At 66.1% G+C, this 19,382-nt stretch carries 20 protein-coding genes and 1 tRNA gene; 1 reads left to right on the plus strand and 20 read right to left on the minus strand.

Translation table 11 applies throughout. From position 1 onward, the window contains the following. Positions 1-10: 10 nt before the first annotated feature. The 17 genes from PWS46_RS05830 to PWS46_RS05910 all read right to left on the minus strand — a co-directional run bounded on the left by PWS46_RS05830 (position 11) and on the right by PWS46_RS05910 (position 14,837). The gene (locus tag PWS46_RS05830) at positions 11-856 is read right to left on the minus strand and encodes a hypothetical protein (RefSeq protein ID WP_434619276.1); all 846 of its coding nucleotides are present in this window, start codon (positions 854-856) and stop codon (positions 11-13) included. Then, positions 850-2,562, minus strand: a complete 1,713-nt coding sequence (locus PWS46_RS05835) for a DNA methyltransferase (RefSeq protein ID WP_434619279.1) — start codon at positions 2,560-2,562, stop codon at positions 850-852. The genes PWS46_RS05830 and PWS46_RS05835 overlap by 7 nt, the downstream gene beginning before the upstream one ends. Next, complete coding sequence (locus tag PWS46_RS05840) at positions 2,552-3,694, minus strand: BRO family protein (RefSeq protein WP_434619282.1); 1,143 nt, start codon at positions 3,692-3,694, stop codon at positions 2,552-2,554. The genes PWS46_RS05835 and PWS46_RS05840 overlap by 11 nt, the downstream gene beginning before the upstream one ends. Further along, positions 3,691-4,182, minus strand: a complete 492-nt coding sequence (locus PWS46_RS05845; protein WP_434619285.1) for a hypothetical protein — start codon at positions 4,180-4,182, stop codon at positions 3,691-3,693. The genes PWS46_RS05840 and PWS46_RS05845 overlap by 4 nt, the downstream gene beginning before the upstream one ends. Continuing rightward, a complete protein-coding gene (locus tag PWS46_RS05850; RefSeq protein ID WP_434619288.1) occupies positions 4,175-4,387 on the minus strand; it encodes a hypothetical protein in 213 nt (70 codons plus the stop codon). The genes PWS46_RS05845 and PWS46_RS05850 overlap by 8 nt, the downstream gene beginning before the upstream one ends. Beyond that, positions 4,380-4,697: a hypothetical protein gene (locus PWS46_RS05855; RefSeq protein WP_434619291.1), complete on the minus strand. Its 318-nt coding sequence runs from the start codon at positions 4,695-4,697 to the stop codon at positions 4,380-4,382. The genes PWS46_RS05850 and PWS46_RS05855 overlap by 8 nt, the downstream gene beginning before the upstream one ends. 1 nt (position 4,698) lies before the next feature. After that, positions 4,699-5,400 carry a hypothetical protein gene (locus PWS46_RS05860; protein WP_434619294.1) on the minus strand — a complete coding sequence of 234 codons (702 nt, stop codon included), beginning with the start codon at positions 5,398-5,400 and terminating at the stop codon, positions 4,699-4,701. A 19-nt stretch (positions 5,401-5,419) separates the two neighbouring features. Beyond that, entirely contained in the window at positions 5,420-6,844 is a 1,425-nt protein-coding gene (locus PWS46_RS05865) for a hypothetical protein (protein ID WP_434619297.1), read from the minus strand. Beyond that, complete coding sequence (locus PWS46_RS05870; RefSeq protein ID WP_434619300.1) at positions 6,841-7,953, minus strand: phosphoadenosine phosphosulfate reductase family protein; 1,113 nt, start codon at positions 7,951-7,953, stop codon at positions 6,841-6,843. Before PWS46_RS05870 ends, PWS46_RS05865 begins: the two co-directional genes overlap by 4 nt. Next, positions 7,950-8,222, minus strand: coding sequence for a hypothetical protein (locus PWS46_RS05875; protein ID WP_434619303.1), 273 nt, complete (start codon positions 8,220-8,222; stop codon positions 7,950-7,952). Before PWS46_RS05875 ends, PWS46_RS05870 begins: the two co-directional genes overlap by 4 nt. Continuing rightward, positions 8,219-10,063, minus strand: a complete 1,845-nt coding sequence (locus tag PWS46_RS05880; RefSeq protein WP_434619305.1) for a DNA cytosine methyltransferase — start codon at positions 10,061-10,063, stop codon at positions 8,219-8,221. Before PWS46_RS05880 ends, PWS46_RS05875 begins: the two co-directional genes overlap by 4 nt. A 2-nt stretch (positions 10,064-10,065) precedes the next feature. Further along, a complete protein-coding gene (locus PWS46_RS05885) occupies positions 10,066-11,919 on the minus strand; it encodes a DNA polymerase III subunit beta (RefSeq protein ID WP_434619308.1) in 1,854 nt (617 codons plus the stop codon). Between the two features lie 3 nt (positions 11,920-11,922). Next, entirely contained in the window at positions 11,923-12,357 is a 435-nt protein-coding gene (locus PWS46_RS05890) for a hypothetical protein (protein ID WP_434619311.1), read from the minus strand. After that, positions 12,357-13,529, minus strand: a complete 1,173-nt coding sequence (locus PWS46_RS05895) for a hypothetical protein (protein WP_434619314.1) — start codon at positions 13,527-13,529, stop codon at positions 12,357-12,359. Before PWS46_RS05895 ends, PWS46_RS05890 begins: the two co-directional genes overlap by 1 nt. After that, positions 13,526-13,882 carry a putative HNHc nuclease gene (locus PWS46_RS05900; protein ID WP_434619317.1) on the minus strand — a complete coding sequence of 119 codons (357 nt, stop codon included), beginning with the start codon at positions 13,880-13,882 and terminating at the stop codon, positions 13,526-13,528. Before PWS46_RS05900 ends, PWS46_RS05895 begins: the two co-directional genes overlap by 4 nt. Positions 13,883-14,113: 231 nt before the next feature. After that, on the minus strand, positions 14,114-14,497 hold the full coding sequence (locus PWS46_RS05905) for a hypothetical protein (RefSeq protein WP_434619320.1): 384 nt from the start codon (positions 14,495-14,497) through the stop codon (positions 14,114-14,116). Positions 14,498-14,543: 46 nt separating this feature from the next. Continuing rightward, positions 14,544-14,837 (minus strand): helix-turn-helix transcriptional regulator, encoded by a 294-nt coding sequence (locus PWS46_RS05910; protein ID WP_434619323.1) that lies wholly within the window; start codon positions 14,835-14,837, stop codon positions 14,544-14,546. Between the two features lie 183 nt (positions 14,838-15,020). On the opposite strand from PWS46_RS05910, the gene PWS46_RS05915 reads away from it, so the two are divergent. Further along, entirely contained in the window at positions 15,021-15,602 is a 582-nt protein-coding gene (locus tag PWS46_RS05915) for a hypothetical protein (RefSeq protein WP_434619326.1), read from the plus strand. 54 nt (positions 15,603-15,656) lie between these two features. Here PWS46_RS05915 and PWS46_RS05920 read toward each other — a convergent pair. From PWS46_RS05920 to gyrA, 3 genes are all read right to left on the minus strand, one after another. Further along, positions 15,657-15,732 (minus strand) — tRNA-Lys (locus PWS46_RS05920). Positions 15,733-15,874: 142 nt separating this feature from the next. Continuing rightward, positions 15,875-16,438, minus strand: a complete 564-nt coding sequence (gene coaD, locus PWS46_RS05925; RefSeq protein ID WP_434619329.1) for a pantetheine-phosphate adenylyltransferase — start codon at positions 16,436-16,438, stop codon at positions 15,875-15,877. A 23-nt stretch (positions 16,439-16,461) separates the two neighbouring features. Then, positions 16,462-19,245, minus strand: coding sequence for a DNA gyrase subunit A (gyrA, locus tag PWS46_RS05930; protein ID WP_434619332.1), 2,784 nt, complete (start codon positions 19,243-19,245; stop codon positions 16,462-16,464). Between the last annotated feature and the right edge of the window lie 137 nt (positions 19,246-19,382).

The following is a 19,382-nucleotide window of genomic DNA, read 5'->3' on the forward strand; positions in this document are numbered from 1 at the left end:
TCGGGATACCTCAGTTCGTCCGGACGGGGCGCCAGTGCGTGGGCGCGGCGTCGGGATCGGATTCGTTCCAGGTGAAGGAGTGCGGGCCGGGGAAGTCCGGCGTGACCCAGAAGCCGACGACGCCGGGGAACAGCGGGTTCCTGGCATCGGCCTTCCAGCGCATCTCGACAGAGGCCTCCAACTGCCCCTTGGCGTCGAAGGCGGCCAGCTTGACCAGCGTCCCGTCTCGCGGCGCGGTGCTGATGGGCAGGAAGTCAGCCGGGGGAGCGCCGTCAGCGTAGGGGTAGACGTAGGTGAGTGCCTCGGCGACGTGCCGCCGGATGGTCATCCGAGCGCCATCCATCGCGGCAATGGTGTGAGCGACCCGGACAACTCTTGCCGCGCCAGCCTCGTCGATGACGCCGTGGAGCTTCCCTTCGTCCAGCAGCTGACGGGCGGGATGGTCCACATGCAGATCGGCCACACGGGGCTTGGTCGCAGCGATCCGGGCGGTGTGGCTGGCGGTCCGCTCGGCCGGCGGCGGGAGCATGAAATCCACGTCAGGGATGGCGCAGTAAACCGCGACCTCCGGGGCGTCAGCAGGGGACACCATCGTCACAGGCACCCCGGACTGATGGAAGGCAATCGCCAGCAGGCCGAGGAGGTGCCGATCGGTATCCGTCTCCCCCATCAGCGCCGCGGTGTGGTTGCCGATGGCGGCGATCTCCATGGCCCGCTTGGCGATCTCGCAGCCGGGGATGTCCTGGATGGAGAGGGTGCCGGCGGCGGCCTGAGCGGTCAGCCGGGCAAGGGTCTCCGCCGGGGTGGGAGGCGGACGGTCGAAGAGCGACCCAACGCCCTTGATCGACTTCACCATGATGCCTCCACCAGATCGAAGAGCGACCCGTAGGCGCTGAGCTTCTCCTCCTCGGAGAGGAACTTGGCGCCCTGGCGGAAGTAGGTCGGGTTCAGCTCGGTGCCGATGAACTTGCGGCCCATGGACAGGGCGGAGACGCCCTCCGACCCGATGCCAGCGTAGGGGGACCACACGACATCTCCCTTGTTCGTGTACAACTCCAGGGCGCGCTTGGTGATGTTCAGCGGCATGGGGCAGAGGTGACGCTCGGCCCGGTCGTCCTTCGCCACTGCGACGTTCAGCACGTCGGTGGTGGGGAGGTCGCCATCACCGCGGCCGGGCTCCCGCAGGTTCCAGACCTGGGAGAAGGGTGTCGACCGCGGATCGCCGTAGGGCAGCCACAGGTCGATGTCGTTGGTCCGCCAGACCGGTGAGGCGAGGTCCTGCCAACGAGCGAGCGGCACAACGGCCTTCGGGTGGGTGACCGGGCGGACGAGGTCCTCCTCACCCGGCTTGGCCCATTTCCGGTAGACCATCAGGTACTCGGGCATGCCGACGCGGCAGAAACTGGAGTCGCCCTGGAAGGTCTTCCACAGCAGGCCGTGGGCATTGGTCTTTGCCCGCTCCAGCACCGGGTCCCGGTAGATCGTGATCCGGCAGTGGAAGGAGAAGCCCTCCTCCTGATGGACCTTGGTGCAGCCGTCGGAGAAAGCGCGGAGACCGGCGGAGCCGTCCTCGCTGCTGTTCTGGTAGTAGACCAGATCCTTGACGTGGATCGCCGTCAGCCGGCCTGGTCGGAGGACGCGGAACTTCTCCCGGACGAGATGCCGGTAGTGGTCGAAGAACTCGGCGTCGGTGGCGCAGTTCCCGTGATCGGCGACCGATTCGGAGTAGACGTAGAGGTTGCTGAACGGCGGGCTGTAGACGGCCAGATCGACACTGTTGTCGGGCAGGTTGCGGGAGAAGGAGACGCAGTCCGCGTTGTAGAGGTTCCAGGCGTTGCCGGCGGCCTGATCGAGGACGAGCGGGGGGATTTCCGGCGCGGCCGGGGCGCGAACGTGGGGCTCGGTGGTGGCGGGGGCTAGCGCCTGGGTGACAGATTGCGTTGCGGCCTTCGTCAGCTTGGCGTGCCAGAGGGCCATCTTGTCCTGCCCCGTCTTGGCGTAGCGATGGACTACATAGTCATTCCCGCGCCTCGCGTTGAACGACGACACGCAGGTCTCCATGCTCTCCCTCGCCACCACCAACGCCGCGTCAGGAGTGTCGCCATGGTTGATGTGACGAAGGTAAGCGCTCAATCCTTCGGCGATTACCGAGTAATCAAAATCGGCGCCGCCGACCGAGATTGTGCCAGCGGGAGGCGAGAGGTCGCGCGCCTTTGCATGAAGGCGGTCCACTTCAGCCCTCGCGTCCCGCATGACCATGAACACAGCCTCACGCGCCAACGGGGCGAGCGTGTCCAGCCAGCCGACGAGCGCGGGAGCTGAGGCATTTGTCGCCGTCGCGGCCGGGGCGGCGGGAGCCTTCGCGTATCGGCGATGTCCGTCCGTGCCGGCATAGACGACGAGGCCCGCCTCCAAGAGGTCCCACAGGGCGCGGCCGACGTTGCCGGACGTCAGGCCCAGCTTGGCGCCGACCTCGGCGGATTTGAGGCCGACTTCGGCAGGATCGCCGGTCAGCAGAGCGTCCAGCACCTTCTGGTGCCGGGGTTTCAGGTCAATGGGCATCCTTGCCTCCGATGCGGCGGGCGCCAGGAACCACCTGGGCCAGTTTCGTCAGCCCCTTGGGCGTGATGCGCGCTCGCTGGATGACCTTCTCCGTCCCATCGTCGCGTGGGAGGACTTCCACCTTCAGGGTCAGGTAGCCAGACTCGATCCGGTCCTGATAAGGCAGGTCGTCTGCGCAACCACGGGGCCGGTAGACCCAGCGGTTGGTGCGCATGTAGGTGAGGAGAACATGCCGGGGGACCTGCAGATCCTTGGCCGCCTGGGTGGCGGTAAGGGAGCCGTCGGCTCCGGCGATGCGGTCAAGGGCGCCGGAGGCGACGGAGGCCTCCTCCTTGGCGACGGCCAGCGCCTTCTTGGTCGTTTCGACCTCGGTGGAATAGGTCAGCAGCAGAGCGCGCAGTTGGGCCGGGTCGTTCAGGTCAAGCTTCTGGGCGGGAGTGCCGTATCCCCCGGTCTTGCGGATCGAGGGCAGGACTTCGGCCGTGACCCACTTCTTGAACCGCTTCGCCGCCGGCTTCCGGCTGGTCAGGATCAGGCTGTACAGGCCGGATTCGTTGACAAGCTTGACGATGCCGTTCCGGCTCCCGGTGATACCCTGCATATTGTGCAGGGTATGGATTTCGTCGTCCTCTAGATTGCGGGCGGCCTGCGCACTGTCGGTGTACTCCAGCACCCGACACACGTCGGCCAGAACGAACCAGGGATCGCCGGACTGGTCGGTCACCCGGACATCGAGGCCTTCGAACGCAAATACCGCCATAGGCAGAGAGGTGGCGGCATTCGCCGGCAGGTTCTGCGGCGCCGGAACCTGCCCATCCTGCCGGCCCGCATGGAGCGACGGGATTGCTACCGACGCCAGCCATGCCTTGAACCGCTGGGCGCTCGGCTTCCGGCTTGTCATCACCAGCGACCACAACCCCATCTCGTTGATGATGGTCATGTCCTGGGGGCCGCCGGCGGTCTGGATGGAGGCCGAGTTCCGTTCGTCTGCGTTCAGCCGGCCGGCGGCGGTCGCCGGATTGCTGATGTCCAGAGCGACGCAGACGTCCACCAGGACAAACCAGAGTTCGCCGCTGATGCTGACCACGCGCATAGCGTGGTCCTCGAAGTTAAGGGGCGTGAGGCTTTTCATCGGGCAACCTCCTTCAGCCATGACGGCACGTCCCGGTGCGCCATACCCACCAGTCGGGCGAGGCGGCGATAGGTCGGGCGATCCTTGACCCAGTCGGCGAGCTCGGTCTTGCGGTGAGGAAGCAGCCACTCCCGGCCAGCGGCCCGCCAGGGCGCATGCATGCAGAGTGCGTAGATCGCCGCCTGTTGGAGGCAGACCACCTCCGCCTCCTCCAGCTTCTCGATGACGATCGTGAGAATGCCCGACATGCCGAAGCCGGTTTCGTCGCGCGGCATGTCGGTCCAGCCGACAAGCACCGTCTCAATGCAGGCCAGGAGTCCGTCCGCGCGTTCGCGCCAGTGCGGTTCCGTCATCACCGCAGAGGAAATGGCTTCCAGGGCGGCAAACATCTGCTCTTGATCTTTGTTGGCAGCACGCCCCGGCGCAGGAATGTCGGAGCGCAACAGCCGGCCCAGCGGAGGCAGCTCGATGCGAGCGTCGTCAGCCATTCGACCCCTCCGATCCTTTGGGGCTGACGGACCGGGCGGTGTCGGTCAGCTCGGCCGCCAGCGCCAGCGCAGCCTCGGGCGTGTAGAGGAGGCGCACGAACTCGTCCGACATCCCCCGGCGGTCGGGGCGGCGGTAGGACAGTTGAATCCGGCCGTCATGGAGATCGATGACGGTGTGTCCGGGGAGGTGGTCAGCGTCAGCCATGGACGACGCCCTCCCCATTCATCGCGGCCTTCTTGTTGCGCCAGTAGCGGCGGCGGTCCTTCTCCCGACGACGCTCCTTGCGCTGCTCTTCGGTCATCTGGAGGCCGGTCGACTTGCCGGGGTTGATGACCTGGAAGGATAGCGAGGGGATGCCCGCTTCCGCCGTGGCGGTCGCCAGCGCCTCCCGGCGTTCCATGGGAGTGAGCCTGCCGGCAGCGAAGAGGCTCTCGACGATGGCGGCGCGGGAGCGGAACAGGGCGATCCGCTTGGAGGGGGGGACGGAAAGCCGGGGCTTATCCTTGGAGGCCATCTCAGATGTCCTCCTCTTCGTCGTCCTCGTAGGACTCCATGGAGTCGTCGATGTCCATGGAGTCGATGACGATCTTCGTGCCGGCGGCCATCAGCTGGAACAGGTCGCGGGGGAAGCCGATGAGCGTCTTGGACAAGACGGCCTTCTGCATATCGACGCCGCTGTCGGACAAGCTGAATACTTCGCCGTCGGAGTCGATGCCGATCCGGAACTGGCAGGAATACGACTGCTGATACTTCTTCGGATCGAGCTTGATCCAATGGGAGCCGTATTCGGTTTTCTCGACGATGACGGTGCAGGCGCTATCGGAGTGGAACTTCTCCTTGCGCAGCCACACCTTGAAATCCTTCACCAGCTTGGTGAGGGTGATCTCCTTCGGGGCGTCGACCAGGAGGGCGTCCAAGTCCTTCTGCAGCTTGTCGCGGAGTTGCTCGTTCACGACTTCGTCCAGGCGGTTCCGGATGATGCCGATGACCGTCTGGTTATAGGCAGGGAGGTTGAGTGCGTCGGCGCGGATGTGGAGCGCGCCCTTCACGGCGTCGGCCATCTCCTTGCGGAACGGCGAGCCGTAGCCCGTGGCGTCGTTGATGACGCTCTCCAGGGCGCCCTTGATGCCCTTCTCCAGCATCTTCTGGAACGAGCCGTCCTCCACGTACTTGGCGACGGCGTCGGTGGCGAGCTTGGTCAGGTCGATGGTTGTCATGGGGGTGGTCTCCTGGCGCTCAGCGCGCCGCGGTGGGAGATGAGCCAGCCAGCCAGGACGGCAGGGCGGGCGGAATGGTGGGGGCGTAGTTGAGCTTCACGCCGCGGCGCTCGCCGACGCGGGACATGGCGGCGGCCATCTCGCGCTTCATGGCGATGTGGTCGGCTTCCTTGCGGGCAATGGCTGCGGCGGCGTGGGCCTCGGTGTCAGCCTCGGCCGTGTGGACATGGACCGGGCGCTTTTGGCCGAACCGCCAGAAACGGCGGATGGCTTGGTAATAGTCCTCGTAGCTGTAGGAGCGGCCGACGAAGGCCGTGCGGGCGCAGTGCTGCCAGTTGAGCCCGTAGCCGGCGATGCTGGGCTTGGTGACGAGCCGGAGGATTTGACCCGCCCCGAACTGGAGGAGGCGCTCCTCCTTCAGATCCGGCTTCATGGAGCCGCGCACCGCGACCGCGCCGGGGATGAGGGCGGTCAGCGCCTCCTCCTCGTAATCGGTGTCGCACCAGATCACCCATGGCTCGTCCGGTTCGCCCATGACGACGTCGGCGATCAGCTGGGCGCGGGCTTCGACCGTGTGGCGCTTCTCTTTGTGCAGCTCGGTCGCCGAGGTGCCGGGCATGCGGAGGAGCTGAAGCTGGCCGTCCCGGTCCTCACCCGCGCCCTTCGTCAGGTCCGTCCGGACGGTGTGGTTGAAGGTCAGCAGCTCCGGCATCTCGAAGCCGGCGTCGCTGTAGCCCAGATCGGAGGGCTTGGAGATGCAGCGCGCCCAGGTGCCGACCCAGCTCCAGAAATCCTCCACCGCGAAGCGCTTCAGCCGATACCGGCCCATGTGCTTCTGGTCGTTGATGAACCAGCGGGTCAGCATCTCCACCGAGTCCATCACGCCCAGGAACTGGCAGTGCTGGCCCAACTCGGTGTGGTCGTTCGGCGCGGGGGTGGCGGAGAAGCAGGTCCGGTAGGGAATGGCCGATCCGAAGGCCATCAGCTTGCGCGTGGTGACGCCGCTGAAGCTCTTGAGGATCGACGATTCGTCCAGTGCCAGGGCACCGAAGGCCTCGGGCTGGAAGAGATGGAGGCGCTCGTAGTTGGCGATGTTGATGCCCGGCCGGATGTCGTCCTGACACCGGACCACCCGGACCTCGTCCATGCCCATCTTGGCTGCCTCGGCGACATGCTGGGGACCGACGGCCAGCGGGGCGAACAGCAGGCTGGGCTTGCCGGTGTACTCAGCGATGACGCGGGACCAATCCAGCTCGATGCCGGTCTTTCCCAGGCCGGTATCCAAGAAGCCGGCGCCGCAACCGACCTGGAGGAGGAACTCCAGCACATCGCGCTGATAGGTGAAATGGCGGGCGGAGAGGGCCGGGATGTTGTCCAGACCTCGTATGGGAGCAGAGACCAGCTTGCGAGCCAGGACATCGGCATATGAGGGGGTATGTGTCATGGCGCCGCTCTCACTCGCAGAGGCCGTAGGAGGAGCTGCAAACCGCTCCTTCGGCGTCTGCTGCCAGCGCCATCAGGCTGTAGCCACGCCCCCCCCCTGCTGGTGCGTGACCAATCGACCATCGAGTCGATGTTGCTGTGGCGGAAAGCGTGCTCGGCATCTCCGCCCTCACCATCGGCGTGGTGGAGCAGCGTCGAGAAACCGCGCTTGCAGGCCATCCCCACCAGCCGCTCCCACTCGCGAATGCGATCGATGTGCTCAGGCCAGCGCCGGGCGGCATTGGCGATCTCGTCCTTGCCGGCGTTGATGCAGAGCATGCAGCCGACGCGGTTACAGCCCTGGGAATAGAGGGGGTTCAGGTCGATCCCGCGCGAGCGGACGAAGTCCACCACCTCCTGTGCCGTCCAGGTGACGATAGGCCGGACGATCTCCCACCCCTCGGGCGTCATCTCCCGTTCGGCGGCATTCCGGCGTGCGTGGCTTTCGTCCCGACGGACGCCCTGCCAGCTTTCCAATCGGCGGCCCTGGCTGGCGAGGTCGATCATGTAGCGGTCCAGCGGGAACCGCTTCAGCTGCTGGGTGCAGAACTGCGCCTTGCGGGAGGGGAAGCGCCCTTTCCAGAGGCAGAGGTCCAGGAATGGAATGCCGGTGGGATGCAGCACGCTCAGCGCGCGAGCGACCACCTCGGCGGCTTCGTCGGCTGATATCGGACGGATCGCCGGGGACCAGACCCAACCGCCAATCACAGAGCCGAGATAAGGGTTGGCTGGGGGTGGCGGCTCGGCATCGTCTTCGTCGACAGAGCCCAGGCGCACCCACTTGCCGGCCTTGCCGTTGACTAGCTTCTCCGGCCACTTCTCAGCCACATAGACCCGCTTCCGTGTGATGTCGGCACTGAAGTCGGCACGGACGACGTCGATCTGGATGTTCAGCCGGCGCGGGAGATAGTCGGACAGGTGGGCGATGGTCAGCTCGTGCTCGTGGCCGGTGTCAGCGGTCACGAATCGGCAGCGGTCGTGCCCGTATTGGTCAATCGCCAGCAGAGCCGTGGCGAGGCTGTCCTTGCCGCCGGACATAGAGACGACCGCGATGGGATTGGCATGGCTCATGACTGGGCAGCCTCCTTCCGACGGGCGGCTTCGCGCTGCTGGGCGGCGCGCACCTCGGCGCCGCGCGCACCGGCGCGGCGGAGCTTCTTGGACAGGGCCTGTTTGTGCCGTTCGGCGGCGTCCTCCAAATCCGTGGCGGTCACCGTTCGGGCGGTGACGGTGCCGGCAGCCAGCGCCTGGGAGACGAGTGCGGAGAGGTCCTGCGCGCCGCGGCGCTGTTGAGCCTCCGCCTCGTTGCGGAGGGGGTTGGGGCGGGTGTAGCGGGTCATTCGATCACCTGTGCGGAGGTGTCGACGGCCAGCGCGATCGTGAGCGGCTGAACCCAGACCGGATCGCAGCTCATCACGAAGGTCTCGCCGGACCAGGCAAGCAGCAAGGTCCGGGCGATCACGCCCATCATCGCCTGTGCGGCGTCGGGCGGGACCATGTTGCCGATGTGCTCCCGCCACAGGCTGTCCGAGGCGCCGGCCAACTCCAGGCCCGGCCGGTCGAAGTCGACCAGCGACTGGAGCGCGGCCAGTTCCAGGGTGGTGAAGGGTCGATGCCACGTCCCGTCCATGGCGCGGATCACAGCGACGAGCTGCTGATTCGGGGCAGGAAGGGTCTCCGCCTCGTCACCCATGGCCGGCCGGGGATCGGCGACGGACCAGCGCCCGTTGTCATGCTGGCCGGAGCCAGTGACGGCGCCGGCAGTATCGCGCATGTTCAGCACGCCATAGTGGCCGCCCGTCACATAGCTTTCGCGACCGTCGCGGAAAGCCTCCGGTCGCGGGTCGGCCACAGCCAACCCGCCAGAGGTCGGACCTTGGCCGGCCGATATGGTCGGAGCAGCCTCGCGCGTGCTGACCACGCGGTAGACATTTGCGAACCGAGGCTTGTCCCCATAACGGGGATCGGCAATCGAGAACCCGCCCTGGCCCGGCGCCTTGACGTTGATGACGGAACCAGTCGACTGGCCCCACCGGCGAACACCATACTGCTGGTAATCGGCATGCCCTTCCCGCATGCGGGGATCGGCGATGGAAAAGGCGCCAGAGCCGGGCCGGCCATTGGCTGTGACGGTGCCGGCCGGGTGTTCCCATTCGTTGACCCCAAGGTAGCCGGTGCCCTCCCTGGTGCTGGTGACGCGCGGATCGGCAACGCTGAACTTGCCGTTGGACGGGAGCGATTCCCCCGCGACCGTACCCGTCGCCTCACCCCACTGGCAGACGCCGAGGGCGCCACCGCGAAGCGGGTGTTCCGGCACGATCCCGTAATCGGTCAGCACGCCGTCCGCGACGTTCAGCTTGTTCAGCGAGCGCCAGTCCGATCCGGCTTCCACGAACGCCAGCCGGACCCAGGTCTTCCACTGGAGGCGCGGGACGCGGTGCATTGGCCCGCCCAGCGGATCGCCCGGCAGGGGCAACCGCTCCAGCACTTCGCCCACGCTGCGGAGCTTCCGCTTCGGCGGTTCGTAGAGGAAGGGCGGCACCTTGGCGATGTGCCGGGCGACCATGAGGAAGCGCTTGCGGCTCTGCGCTAGCCCGCCGATTTCTCCGCAGTCGTGGTCGGTCTCTGCAATGGCATAGCCATAGGCCCGGAGCATGCCGGCGATACGGTCCAGCAGCCGGCGGGACCGCTGGGCGATCCGCGGCACGTTCTCGAACAGCAAGATCTCGGGCGGGTCGTCCGCCCAGGCCTCCATGGTCAGGAAGACGGCACGGAGAGCCAACTCGTTGAGGGCCACATACTTCGGCGCCTCGCTGGTCTTCGTGCTGATCAGGCCGCTGTTGCCCTTGCAAGGCGTGCTCATGAACACGACATGCGGCCGCTCGCCACCGGCCGCCCGGCGGAAGTCCTCGCCAGTCGCTTCGCGCCAGCCGGCCGGCGGCTCGTGCCCGTGGAAGGCGATATACTGCTTGCGGTCGAACAGATCGAGCAGCGTGCCCTTGATGCCGGTCACCAACTCCAGGCTGGCAAGGCCGATCTGATCGACATCGACGCCGCCGATGCACCGCGGCGCGGCCACCATGTTGCCCACGCGGGCGCCGCCGCGGTTGAAGCCCTTGATGCCGCCGCCGATGCCGCAGCAGACATGGAAGTGCCGGATCTCGCGAACATCCATCGCCATGATCAAGCCTCCGCCTTGGACGACAGCCGGTAGGGCATGACCACGACGAGGTGTTCGGCCGTGCCGATGTCCTCCTCCTGCGCCGCACGCCAGAAGGTCGGACTTGCAGGACCGCCCAACTCACAAGAGAGGGAGCTGGCGGTAAGCGCTTCCATGGCTGAAACAAGGAGACCGGAATGGAATCCGATTTCCATCACTCCGGAGGTGAGGCCGGTGGCGGCCTCGATGATGTCCACGGCGTCGGTGCTGGTGCGCTCCGCCGTCTCCGCCCGGACTCCGTCGGCTGTGATGGACAGGGCGATAGCCCGATTTTTGTCTCCGGCCATGGTCCGGACCCGCCGGACGCAACCGAGGAACTCGGCGCGAGGAACGGTCATGCGCTGGTTCACCTGCCCCAACGCGAATTCGATGGTTCGCTCGTAGCCGATGAACTCAATGGCGGAGAGGGTGGTCCCGAACCGGTACGGGAACATGTCGAAGATGGCGCGCTTCGAGCCGACCGTAAGACGCACCTCGGTCTCGTCACCGACAGCATCCAGCAGGCGGCGGAGAGCGCCGACAGACGGGGGCGGGATCAGGATGCCGGGGGAGCCCTCTTTGCTTGCAACGCTCGCCACGAGGTCACCAACGCCCGCTGTCACGATCAGGTCGGAGCGGGACAGGACTTGGCCGGTTGCCGTCACCACCCGCAGGCCCTCGGGCCGGGCGTGGATGAACATGCCCATCAGATTCGGCTTGGTTTCGTCCGAGCACATGGCCCAGGCGACGCGGTCGATGGCCTGCTTGAGAGCGGAGACCTGGACGAACAGCTCGGCGCCGTCGACCTGGGCGAAGGTGGGGAAGTCCTCGGCCTGATAGGTCGGCAGATGGAACCGCGTCTTGCCACAGAGGATGCGCAGCCGCGCGCCTTCCGCCTTGGCGTCGACCACCTCCAGGGTCAGTTGCGCTCCGTCGGGCATGGCGTCGATGGCGGTCGCCAGGGCGGAGCCGGGGATCGCCAGCCGGCCGGGCCGGGCACCGATACCGATCGGCAGCTTCACCTGAACGTCCACCGCCAGATCCGTGGCTGAGATGGTCAGGGTGGTTTCGGAGATGTCCAGCAGGACACATTCCAGAATGGGCATGGTCGTCTTCTTGCCGACCATGGCGACGGCACGCTTCAGGGCGGCCAACAGCGGCCCCTTGTCGACGGTGAACTGCATGGGGGTGGTGCCCTTGGGCTGGGGATTGGCGGCCGACTTGGGCGCGCGGATGGGCTGCGCCGGGGTGGCGGGCGGTTCCGCCGGACGAAACGGGACGACGTTGGCCGGGGCCGGAGCGGCCGGGGGCGGCGTGTCTGCGGGGGTGGCCTCCGCCGGAGCGGGAGCCGATTCGGTATCTTCGGCCTCCGCCTCCTCCGCCTCGGCCTCCTCTTCGGCCTTCATGTCTTCGAAGAAGGTCCCGTTGCCAGAAAGCTCCACCCACGCGGCGTCCAGAACCAGGGCGACAGACGGGGAGGCTTGGTTCTCCCCTTTGTCCATCTGGCTGTAGATCACGCGGATCTTGCGGACGTTCATGTCCTCGGGGTCGAAGATGTGCAGCGGCCGAAGGACGCCGACCGAATCCCGGTCGTTGATCAGGTCGACCAGATCGTCGAACTCGTCGGGCGCCAGATCGCGAGCGCCCCACAGGGGGTCGATCTCGTCACGCACCAGACGGGCAAAGGCGCCGTGCGGCAGGTCCTGAGGGCGGACGCAGACCTCCTTCTTAGCGGTGCCCTGGCGGATCGTGATCGAGGCGGGGTTGGTCAGTCCGCCCTTGCCGATCAGGGCGGCATAGAGCGGGACATCGCGGATGCAGGAGTTGGGGATCGGCATGGCTCACGCCCCCGGTGCGGGACGCCGGTCGACCGGGACGCCGATGTCGTCCAGGCGGATGCGGTGCCCGATCTCCAGCAGGCCGCGAGCCTTCAGCGCGTCGTAGGTCGGCAGGTCATGGACGACGGCGATGTAGGGCAGCGACACCGGCAGCGCGCCCTTGCCGGACATGCCAGCCAGATCGGCGGCGTGGGTGTCGGGGTGGCTTTCGGTCGTGGGGGGCAGGTTCACCAGCGGGCCGGCCGGCTCATAGGTCAGGCTGACCGGATCGAAAGCCTTCAGCTGGTACTGAACCACCTCGGGATAGCTGGTCCGACCGTCGGCATGGAGGCAGGCCCGGAGACGGTGGGTGGCGGTCTCCGCCGGGGTGGCTGGCGTGATGGAGGCGACTGCGGCGGCAACGCGCGCTGCGGCTCGCTGGAAGAAGGCGCCCGCCATCAGGCCGCACCCCGATGGTAGCCATGACCGGTCCCGTCCGGGTTCCACTTGCGGGTTCGGTTAACCGCCATCTTGGCGTCGATGGCGTCCCGGAGGCTGTGGCCGTAGCAGCCGCACAGCTCCTCCAGGCCGCCGATGACGGCGCGGAGGAGCGCGCAGGCCGTGGTGTGAGCCAGGGTGTCGCTGACGCCGTCCCCATCGGTATAGGCGTCCAGCTCCCCGGACAGCGTGCCGAGGTGGGTCAGGACGTAGCCGGCCAGCTTGGCGGGCCGGCGAATCATCGGGGCGCGGGTCATGAAGAGCCAGTCGTTCAGCCGGAGCAGCTCGCCGATGTCCGCGAGGATCAGCGCCGTATCGGCGGCCTCTTCGACGATCTTTTCCGGAGCGGCGTCGGAGGTGATGGCGCGGAACAGCTCGGCCGCCTCCTCAGCGGCGCGGGCCATGGTGCGCATGGGTCTGGACGGTCCAAAGGTCTCGCGCTTCCAGGCCATGATCGTGGCCTGGGTCTCGCGCGGCTTGGACGGAGCGGGGGCGGCTTTCGCCGACATGGCGTCCTCCGGGGATTGCTGTTGATGGGCATCCGCCGGCGGCACGAGGGTGAAGGTCACCTCGGCGAAGGCCTTGACGGACGGGTGGCGAAATTCGAGGAGGCGGTTCGCGGCGAGCGCTTCAGCGCGGGTCACCTTGCGAACCGAGACGATCTCGGCGTCGACCGGGCGCTTCCGGCCCTTCGGCGCGGAGAAGATCGAGATGCGGGCCTTGCGGCCGGGGCGGCATGCGGTTCGGCTGTGCTTGGCTGAGTTGTAGGGGATGTGCAGCGCCGTCCGGGCGCCGGAGCGGATCTCGTTCATCTCCCCTTCGGTGGCGTCCAACGAGATCGGGCCATGGTCGACGTCGGGGAAATGCCGGCGGAGGATGTCCACCACCTTGTTGGTGGTGAGCCTGATCGCGTCGGTCGGGATGCGATGCTGGACGATGCCGCCGCGGTGTCCCAGGACGTCGGTCAGGCAGGCGGTCCACACTCGCGAGCCGTCATCCATCTCGGCGCCGAAGGTGCCGATGACGACGCCGTCCAGGGTGATGACCTTGGACGCAGGGGAGATATCCAGCCGGGCGGAGACCGTCTTGTAGTCGATCACCGGCCAAGCGGGGGTGGCGAGAGCATCGGTCACCGCTGCGCCTCCATCTTCTGGAGGTGACGCTTCCAGGCCGGCGACGCCGCGGCGAACTCGCGGGCGAGGTCCTTCATGTTGATCCGATGGCGGGTCTCGAAGGCAGGCTCGCCAATGGCGTGCTGCTCCTGGTGGTGCTCACGGCACAGGCTGATGGTCCAGTTGTCGGACGGTTTCATACCGGTGCCGCCGTCGGTGCCGGTGCGGACGTGTGCGACCTCGATGGGCATACTCTTGCAGCCGGGAACCGAGCACTCGTGGGAGCGGACGAACGAGAGATGGGAGGGGCAGCGGGCGCGCTTGTCCCGGCCGGTATCGGCGGTCTCGCGCTTGATGCGGGCGGGGAGAGCCATGGCGGCGGTCTCGGGTGGAGGTGCCGCGCTCTATCGGGTGGGCGGCTTGCCGGCGGGCCACCCCGTTCGCGCCGGGTGTCCGCAACGGCCTATGGCCCCACCCTGGGCAGGGTAAGGGGCTTGGAAAGGTGGCCGGCAGCCGCCGGGTTGCCGGCCATAAGTCAGGGAGGAAACGCCACGCACCCGACTGGATGGGTGCGGGCCTCGGACGCGGGCAAGCCGCGAAACTGTTCAGGCCGGGGTCAGGTCACCTATCCGCCCGGCCGCCCATACCCAGGCGGTCACCGGGTTCTTGAAGTGCTGGTTGGATGCTTCGAGAGCGAGCGTGCCGGCGACATCCTCCGTCACGCTGTCGATTCCGTGGCAATGACCGGCGGCGCATTCAATGGCAACCGTCAGCCGTCCCGGCTGGGTGTCGGTCGCGATCTTCATCGTCGCGGCGCCCATGGGGCGGAGGATGTGATCGTTCATCAAGTGAACTGAAGCGTTGTGTGCTGCAGAAAAGGCGGCGCACATATTGGAGAGGCTGTTTCTGCTTGCATGGGAGGGGAGGGCGGCAAGACGCGGCGACCGCTTTGCGTCATGAGATTTATTGCTCGGTCGATTGTTGCTCATGAGGTCAACTCGTAAATTGATGTTGATCTGACGCTTAGATTGCCTCTCACGGAGTGGCGTCGATTTGACCCTCTGCCCGCGTCTTGGCGCTCGCCCTCGCCCGAGCCTCCGCAAGACTTCGACCGATCTCCTTGTTCTTGGTGGCAACCTGCTCTCGGCTATCCATCTTGCGACGCAGCCAGTCCTCGATCTCCGACTCGACCCAGGCGACAGCTCGTGTGCCGATCTGGACGCGCTTGGGGAACTTATCGTCACGCTCCAGCCTGTCGATGTGGACGCGGGTGTAGCCGACGCGCGCCTGCACCTCGGGAAAGCGAAGGAGTTTCGTGGGCTCCGACATACCTCACCCCTTAATCGGTCTGCGGCGGGGCAATCGGTGCCGCACCGTCATGTTTTGTTTTAACAGGTTGAAACAAAACCAAGCGGCAGGCAAGCGGATTTGTTTGGTTTTATCGTGACAAAACCAAATTTCTATGGAATGTTATGTGCGGTTATGTCTGGTCTATCCGACAGGGACGCACAAATGATCGCCACCTCCCGCGCTGTAGAAATTCTTAAGAAGTCAACGCATGTACCAGAGCCGCAAATCCGCGGCATGGCGAGGAGGTTGATCGATGAAGGATTTTTGCCGAAGAGCAGAGGTCGTCGCGTCGCGGAGATGGATATCGAGCAGTTCACACTCTTGCTGCTTGCCATCCATGTGACGGCTCCGAAGAAGGGCGCTTGTGAAATTGCCCAGTCTTACTTCGATCTTGAAGGGTATCACCCAGGCTCGGCGCCATTCGAGACGGTAGGGAAGCACATCGCAGCTGCGTTGCGGGCCTACATGGAGAACAGCGAATCAGCAGAGGCGCATAGCCTGTGGGGGAGCATCAGCGTCATGATCATGCTGGCTCACCCCTACGTCACCGTTACATCGCTTCGCGGCACCGGCAAGACAGAGTACGGCCGCCGGTCGACGGACGAGAAGCCCCAAACCTATGTAGAGTTCCCGGCGGGAACGTTCGCGCGAATTGCGCAGCTCTGGAGCGCGCCTTCGGCGTCAGAGGGCGAAGAGGACGACGAGAAAACTCTTGTGCCCTGTGCCCCAGAGTGTGCCCCATAACGAAAAAGGACCGCCTGGGCGGTCCATTGAAAGCATTGAAAGCCTTGCGAGGATTGGTGATCCGGGTGGGATTCGAACCCACGGCCACATGATTAAAAGTCACGTGCTCTACCGACTGAGCTACCGGATCATCCTCTCGCGGCGGTGGGAAACTGGCCCCCGCCGGAAGTGGGCGCACCATAGAAAGACGCGCCCGAAAGGTCAACCATGGGCTTGATGGGAAATGCAGGATTTTGCCATCAAACCCGTCCCTCAAGCCCATGGTTCCGGGATCAGGTCTGGCTGGTCGTCGGAACCGTGCCGTTGCCGGCCTCAAGGGCGAAGCGTTCGGCCAGCCGTTCTGCAACGCGGGGCGAGACGAAATGGCGGATGTCGCCGCCAAGCCGCCCGATCTCCTTCACGAAGCGGGAGGAGATGAACTGGTGCTTCTCCGACGACATCAGGAAGATCGTCTCGACCTTCGGGTTCAGCCGCGCATTCATGCCCGCCATCTGGAACTCGTATTCGAAGTCCGAGACGGCGCGCAGACCGCGGATGATGACGCCGGCACCCACCTCCATGGCGAAATGCATCAGCAGATTGTCGAACGCCCGTACCTCGATGCTGGCTCCACCCGCATTCAGTGCGGCCACATCCTCGCGAACCATGGCGACCCGCTCGTCCGTGGAGTAGAGCGGCCCTTTGCCGGCATTCCGGGCGACGCCGATGATCAGGTGATCGACCTGACGGGCGGCGCGCTGGATGATGTCCATGTGACCGTTGGTGATCGGATCGAAGGTGCCGGGATAGACACCGATTCGACGACCCTTGCTGGTCTCGGTCTGGCTGGTCGCCATGGGTTCCCCTTTAGGCCCGTCCGTTATTCGTTCGGCGCGGCGGAGCTGCCGGCATCACCGGTGGGCTCAACCGAACCGTTGGCGTCATCGCCGGTCTCGACGCTCGCATCCACGCCATTCTCGCCTTCTTCCTCGGCGATGGTGGCGACGGACACCACACGCTCGTCCGCCCCCACGCGGAACAGCGTGACGCCCAGCGTCTTGCGGCCGGCCACCCGCACATCGTGCAGCGGCATGCGGATCACCTGGCCGCCGTTGGTGACCATCATCACCTGATGGTTCGATTCGACGGGGAAGGCGGCGACGATGGAGCCGTTGCGCTCGCCCATCTCCATGTTCCAGATGCCCTGGCCACCGCGTCCGGCGGTGCGATACTCGTAGGACGAGCTGCGCTTGCCATAGCCGCGGTCGGAGACGGTCAGAATATACTGTTCCTTCTGTTTCAGTTCTTCGTATCGCTCCTGCGACAGGGTGACGCTGTCCGTCGGCACCTCATCCGCCTCCGGCGCGGCCTCGCCCTCCATCTCCATGCCTTCGTCGCGCTTCATCTTGAAGAAGGCGGCGCGTTCCTCCGGCGTGGCGTCGACATGGGTCAGGATCGACAGCGACACCACCTCGTCGCCGTCGGCCAGCCTGATGCCGCGCACGCCGGTGGAGGTGCGGCCGGCGAACACGCGCACGTCGTCGACCGGGAAGCGGATGCACTTGCCGCCGCGGGTAGCCAGCAGGACGTCATGGGTCTCCGAGCAGGTATGGACGCCGATCAGCCGCTCGCCTTCCTCCTCCAGCTTCATGGCGATCAGGCCGTTGGAGCGGATGTTGGCGAAGTCGGACATGCGGTTGCGGCGCACGTTGCCCTTCGACGTGGCGAAGACGACGTGCAGATCGGCCCAGGCGGCCTCATCCTCCGGCAGCGGCAGGACGGTGGTGATGGTCTCCCCGTCGATCAGCGGCAGCAGGTTGACGAAGGCCTTGCCGCGCGCCTGCGGGTTGCCCAGCGGCAGGCGGTAGACCTTCAGCTTGTAGACCATGCCGCGGTTCGAGAAGAGCAGCAGCGGCGTGTGGGTGTTGGCGACGAACAGGTCGCTGACCGCATCCTCCGCCTTCATCGACATGCCGGAGCGGCCCTTGCCGCCGCGTTTCTGCGCGCGGTAGGTCGACAGGGGCACCCGCTTCACATAACCGGACTGGCTGACGGTGACGACCATGTCCTCGCGCTGGATCAGGTCCTCGATGTCGGCCTCGAACTCCAGATCCTGGATTTCGGTGCGGCGCGGGTTGCCGAACCGCTCCTTCATCTCCACCAGCTCGTCGCGCAGGATCCCCATCAGCTTCGGCCGGTTGGCGAGCGTGGCGAGGAAGTCGGCGATCTGGTCGGTGACGTCGGTCAGCTCGGCGCCGATCTTGTCGCGCTCCAGCCCGGTCAGGCGGTGCAGGCGCAGGTCGAGGATGGCGCGGGCCTGAACCTCCGACAGGCGGTAGGTGTTCTGCTCGCTGACGCCGCGGCCGGGCTCGTCGATCAGCTCGATCAGCGGGCCGACGTCGTGAACCGGCCATTCGCGGTTCATGATCTCCTCGCGCGCCCAGACCGGATCGGGGGCGCTGCGGATCAGGGCGATCATCGCATCCAAATTGGCGACGGCGACCGCCAGACCGACCAAGGTGTGCGCCCGCTCGCGTGCCTTGCCCAGCAGGAACTCGGTCCGGCGGGTGATGACCTGCTCGCGGAAGCGGATGAAGGCGGTGATGATCTGCAGCAGATTCATCAGCTCCGGACGACCGCCGTTCAGCGCCAGCATGTTGACGCCGAAGGAGGTCTGGAGCTGGGTGTGGCGGAACAGCTGCGCCAGCACCACGTCGGGAACCGCGTCGCGCTTCAGCTCGATCACCACGCGCACGCCGTCACGGTCGGACTCGTCGCGCAGGTCGGAGATGCCCTCGATGATCTTGTCGTTCACGACCTCGCCGATGCGTTCCATCAGCTTGGCCTTGTTGACCTGATACGGGATCTCGGTCGCGACGATGGCGGTGCGGTCCTTGCGCACCTCCTCGAAATGGGTCTTGGCGCGCAGGATGACCGAGCCGCGCCCGGTCTGCAGCGCCGCCCGGCTGCCCGACCGGCCGAGGATCAGGCCGCCCGTCGGAAAATCGGGGCCGGGCACATGTTCCATCAGCTCGTCGAGCGTGACGTCCGGGTTGTCGATGTAGGCGCAGCAGGCGTCGATCACCTCGCCCAGATTGTGGGTCGGGATGTTGGTCGCCATGCCGACGGCGATGCCGCCGGCGCCGTTCACCAGCAGGTTCGGGAAACGGGCCGGGACGACGGTGGGCTCGCGGCCCGAATCGTCGTAGCTGGCCTGGAAGTCGATGGTGTCCTTGTCGATGTCGTCCAGCAGCGCTTCCGCCGCCTTGGCAAGCCGCGCCTCGGTGTAGCGCATCGCCGCGGGCGGATCGCCGTCCATCGAGCCGAAATTGCCCTGGCCGTCGATCAGTGGCAGGCGCATGGAGAAGTCCTGCGCCATGCGGACCATGGCGTCGTAGATCGCGCTGTCGCCGTGCGGGTGGTATTTACCCATCACGTCGCCGACGATGCGCGCCGACTTCTTATAGGGCTTGGTCGAGTCGTACCCGCCCTCCTTCATCGCGTAGAGGATGCGCCGGTGCACCGGCTTCAGCCCGTCGCGGACGTCGGGCAGGGCGCGGCTCACGATCACGCTCATCGCGTAGTCGAGATACGATTTCCGCATCTCGTCTTCGATGTTGATCGGCGCGATGTCGGAGGCGGGAGGAAGGGGCGTGTTGCTCAAGCGGACACTCATTTTTCGAAGGTGCCGCCGCTTGCGGATCCGCGGCAGTCACTGGCCTTGCGGGCCGAAAGTTTGCCGATGAAATATAGCAACTCTCGCAATTGCACACAATGATTCGGGTCTGGAGCCCCCCGCCG

Origin of the sequence: Azospirillum sp. B2RO_4 (assembly GCF_051124815.1) — a bacterium.
Taxonomy (GTDB): domain Bacteria; phylum Pseudomonadota; class Alphaproteobacteria; order Azospirillales; family Azospirillaceae; genus Azospirillum.

Excerpts from the sequence above, each read along its gene's own strand:
- PWS46_RS05870 (WP_434619300.1), bottom strand. The coding sequence starts at position 7,953 with ATGAGCCATGCCAATCCCATCGCGGTCGTCTCTATGTCCGGCGGCAAG.
- PWS46_RS05910 (WP_434619323.1), bottom strand. The coding sequence starts at position 14,837 with ATGTCGGAGCCCACGAAACTCCTTCGCTTTCCCGAGGTGCAGGCGCGC.
- PWS46_RS05905 (WP_434619320.1), bottom strand. The coding sequence starts at position 14,497 with ATGAGCAACAATCGACCGAGCAATAAATCTCATGACGCAAAGCGGTCG.
- PWS46_RS05875 (WP_434619303.1), bottom strand. The coding sequence starts at position 8,222 with ATGACCCGCTACACCCGCCCCAACCCCCTCCGCAACGAGGCGGAGGCT.
- PWS46_RS05880 (WP_434619305.1), bottom strand. The coding sequence starts at position 10,063 with ATGGCGATGGATGTTCGCGAGATCCGGCACTTCCATGTCTGCTGCGGC.
- PWS46_RS05835 (WP_434619279.1), bottom strand. The coding sequence starts at position 2,562 with ATGCCCATTGACCTGAAACCCCGGCACCAGAAGGTGCTGGACGCTCTG.
- PWS46_RS05830 (WP_434619276.1), bottom strand. The coding sequence starts at position 856 with ATGGTGAAGTCGATCAAGGGCGTTGGGTCGCTCTTCGACCGTCCGCCT.
- PWS46_RS05860 (WP_434619294.1), bottom strand. The coding sequence starts at position 5,400 with ATGACAACCATCGACCTGACCAAGCTCGCCACCGACGCCGTCGCCAAG.
- PWS46_RS05915 (WP_434619326.1), top strand. The coding sequence starts at position 15,021 with ATGATCGCCACCTCCCGCGCTGTAGAAATTCTTAAGAAGTCAACGCAT.
- PWS46_RS05845 (WP_434619285.1), bottom strand. The coding sequence starts at position 4,182 with ATGGCTGACGACGCTCGCATCGAGCTGCCTCCGCTGGGCCGGCTGTTG.
- PWS46_RS05850 (WP_434619288.1), bottom strand. The coding sequence starts at position 4,387 with ATGGCTGACGCTGACCACCTCCCCGGACACACCGTCATCGATCTCCAT.
- coaD (WP_434619329.1), bottom strand. The coding sequence starts at position 16,438 with ATGGCGACCAGCCAGACCGAGACCAGCAAGGGTCGTCGAATCGGTGTC.
- PWS46_RS05890 (WP_434619311.1), bottom strand. The coding sequence starts at position 12,357 with ATGGCGGGCGCCTTCTTCCAGCGAGCCGCAGCGCGCGTTGCCGCCGCA.
- PWS46_RS05885 (WP_434619308.1), bottom strand. The coding sequence starts at position 11,919 with ATGCCGATCCCCAACTCCTGCATCCGCGATGTCCCGCTCTATGCCGCC.
- PWS46_RS05855 (WP_434619291.1), bottom strand. The coding sequence starts at position 4,697 with ATGGCCTCCAAGGATAAGCCCCGGCTTTCCGTCCCCCCCTCCAAGCGG.
- PWS46_RS05865 (WP_434619297.1), bottom strand. The coding sequence starts at position 6,844 with ATGACACATACCCCCTCATATGCCGATGTCCTGGCTCGCAAGCTGGTC.
- PWS46_RS05900 (WP_434619317.1), bottom strand. The coding sequence starts at position 13,882 with ATGGCTCTCCCCGCCCGCATCAAGCGCGAGACCGCCGATACCGGCCGG.
- PWS46_RS05840 (WP_434619282.1), bottom strand. The coding sequence starts at position 3,694 with ATGAAAAGCCTCACGCCCCTTAACTTCGAGGACCACGCTATGCGCGTG.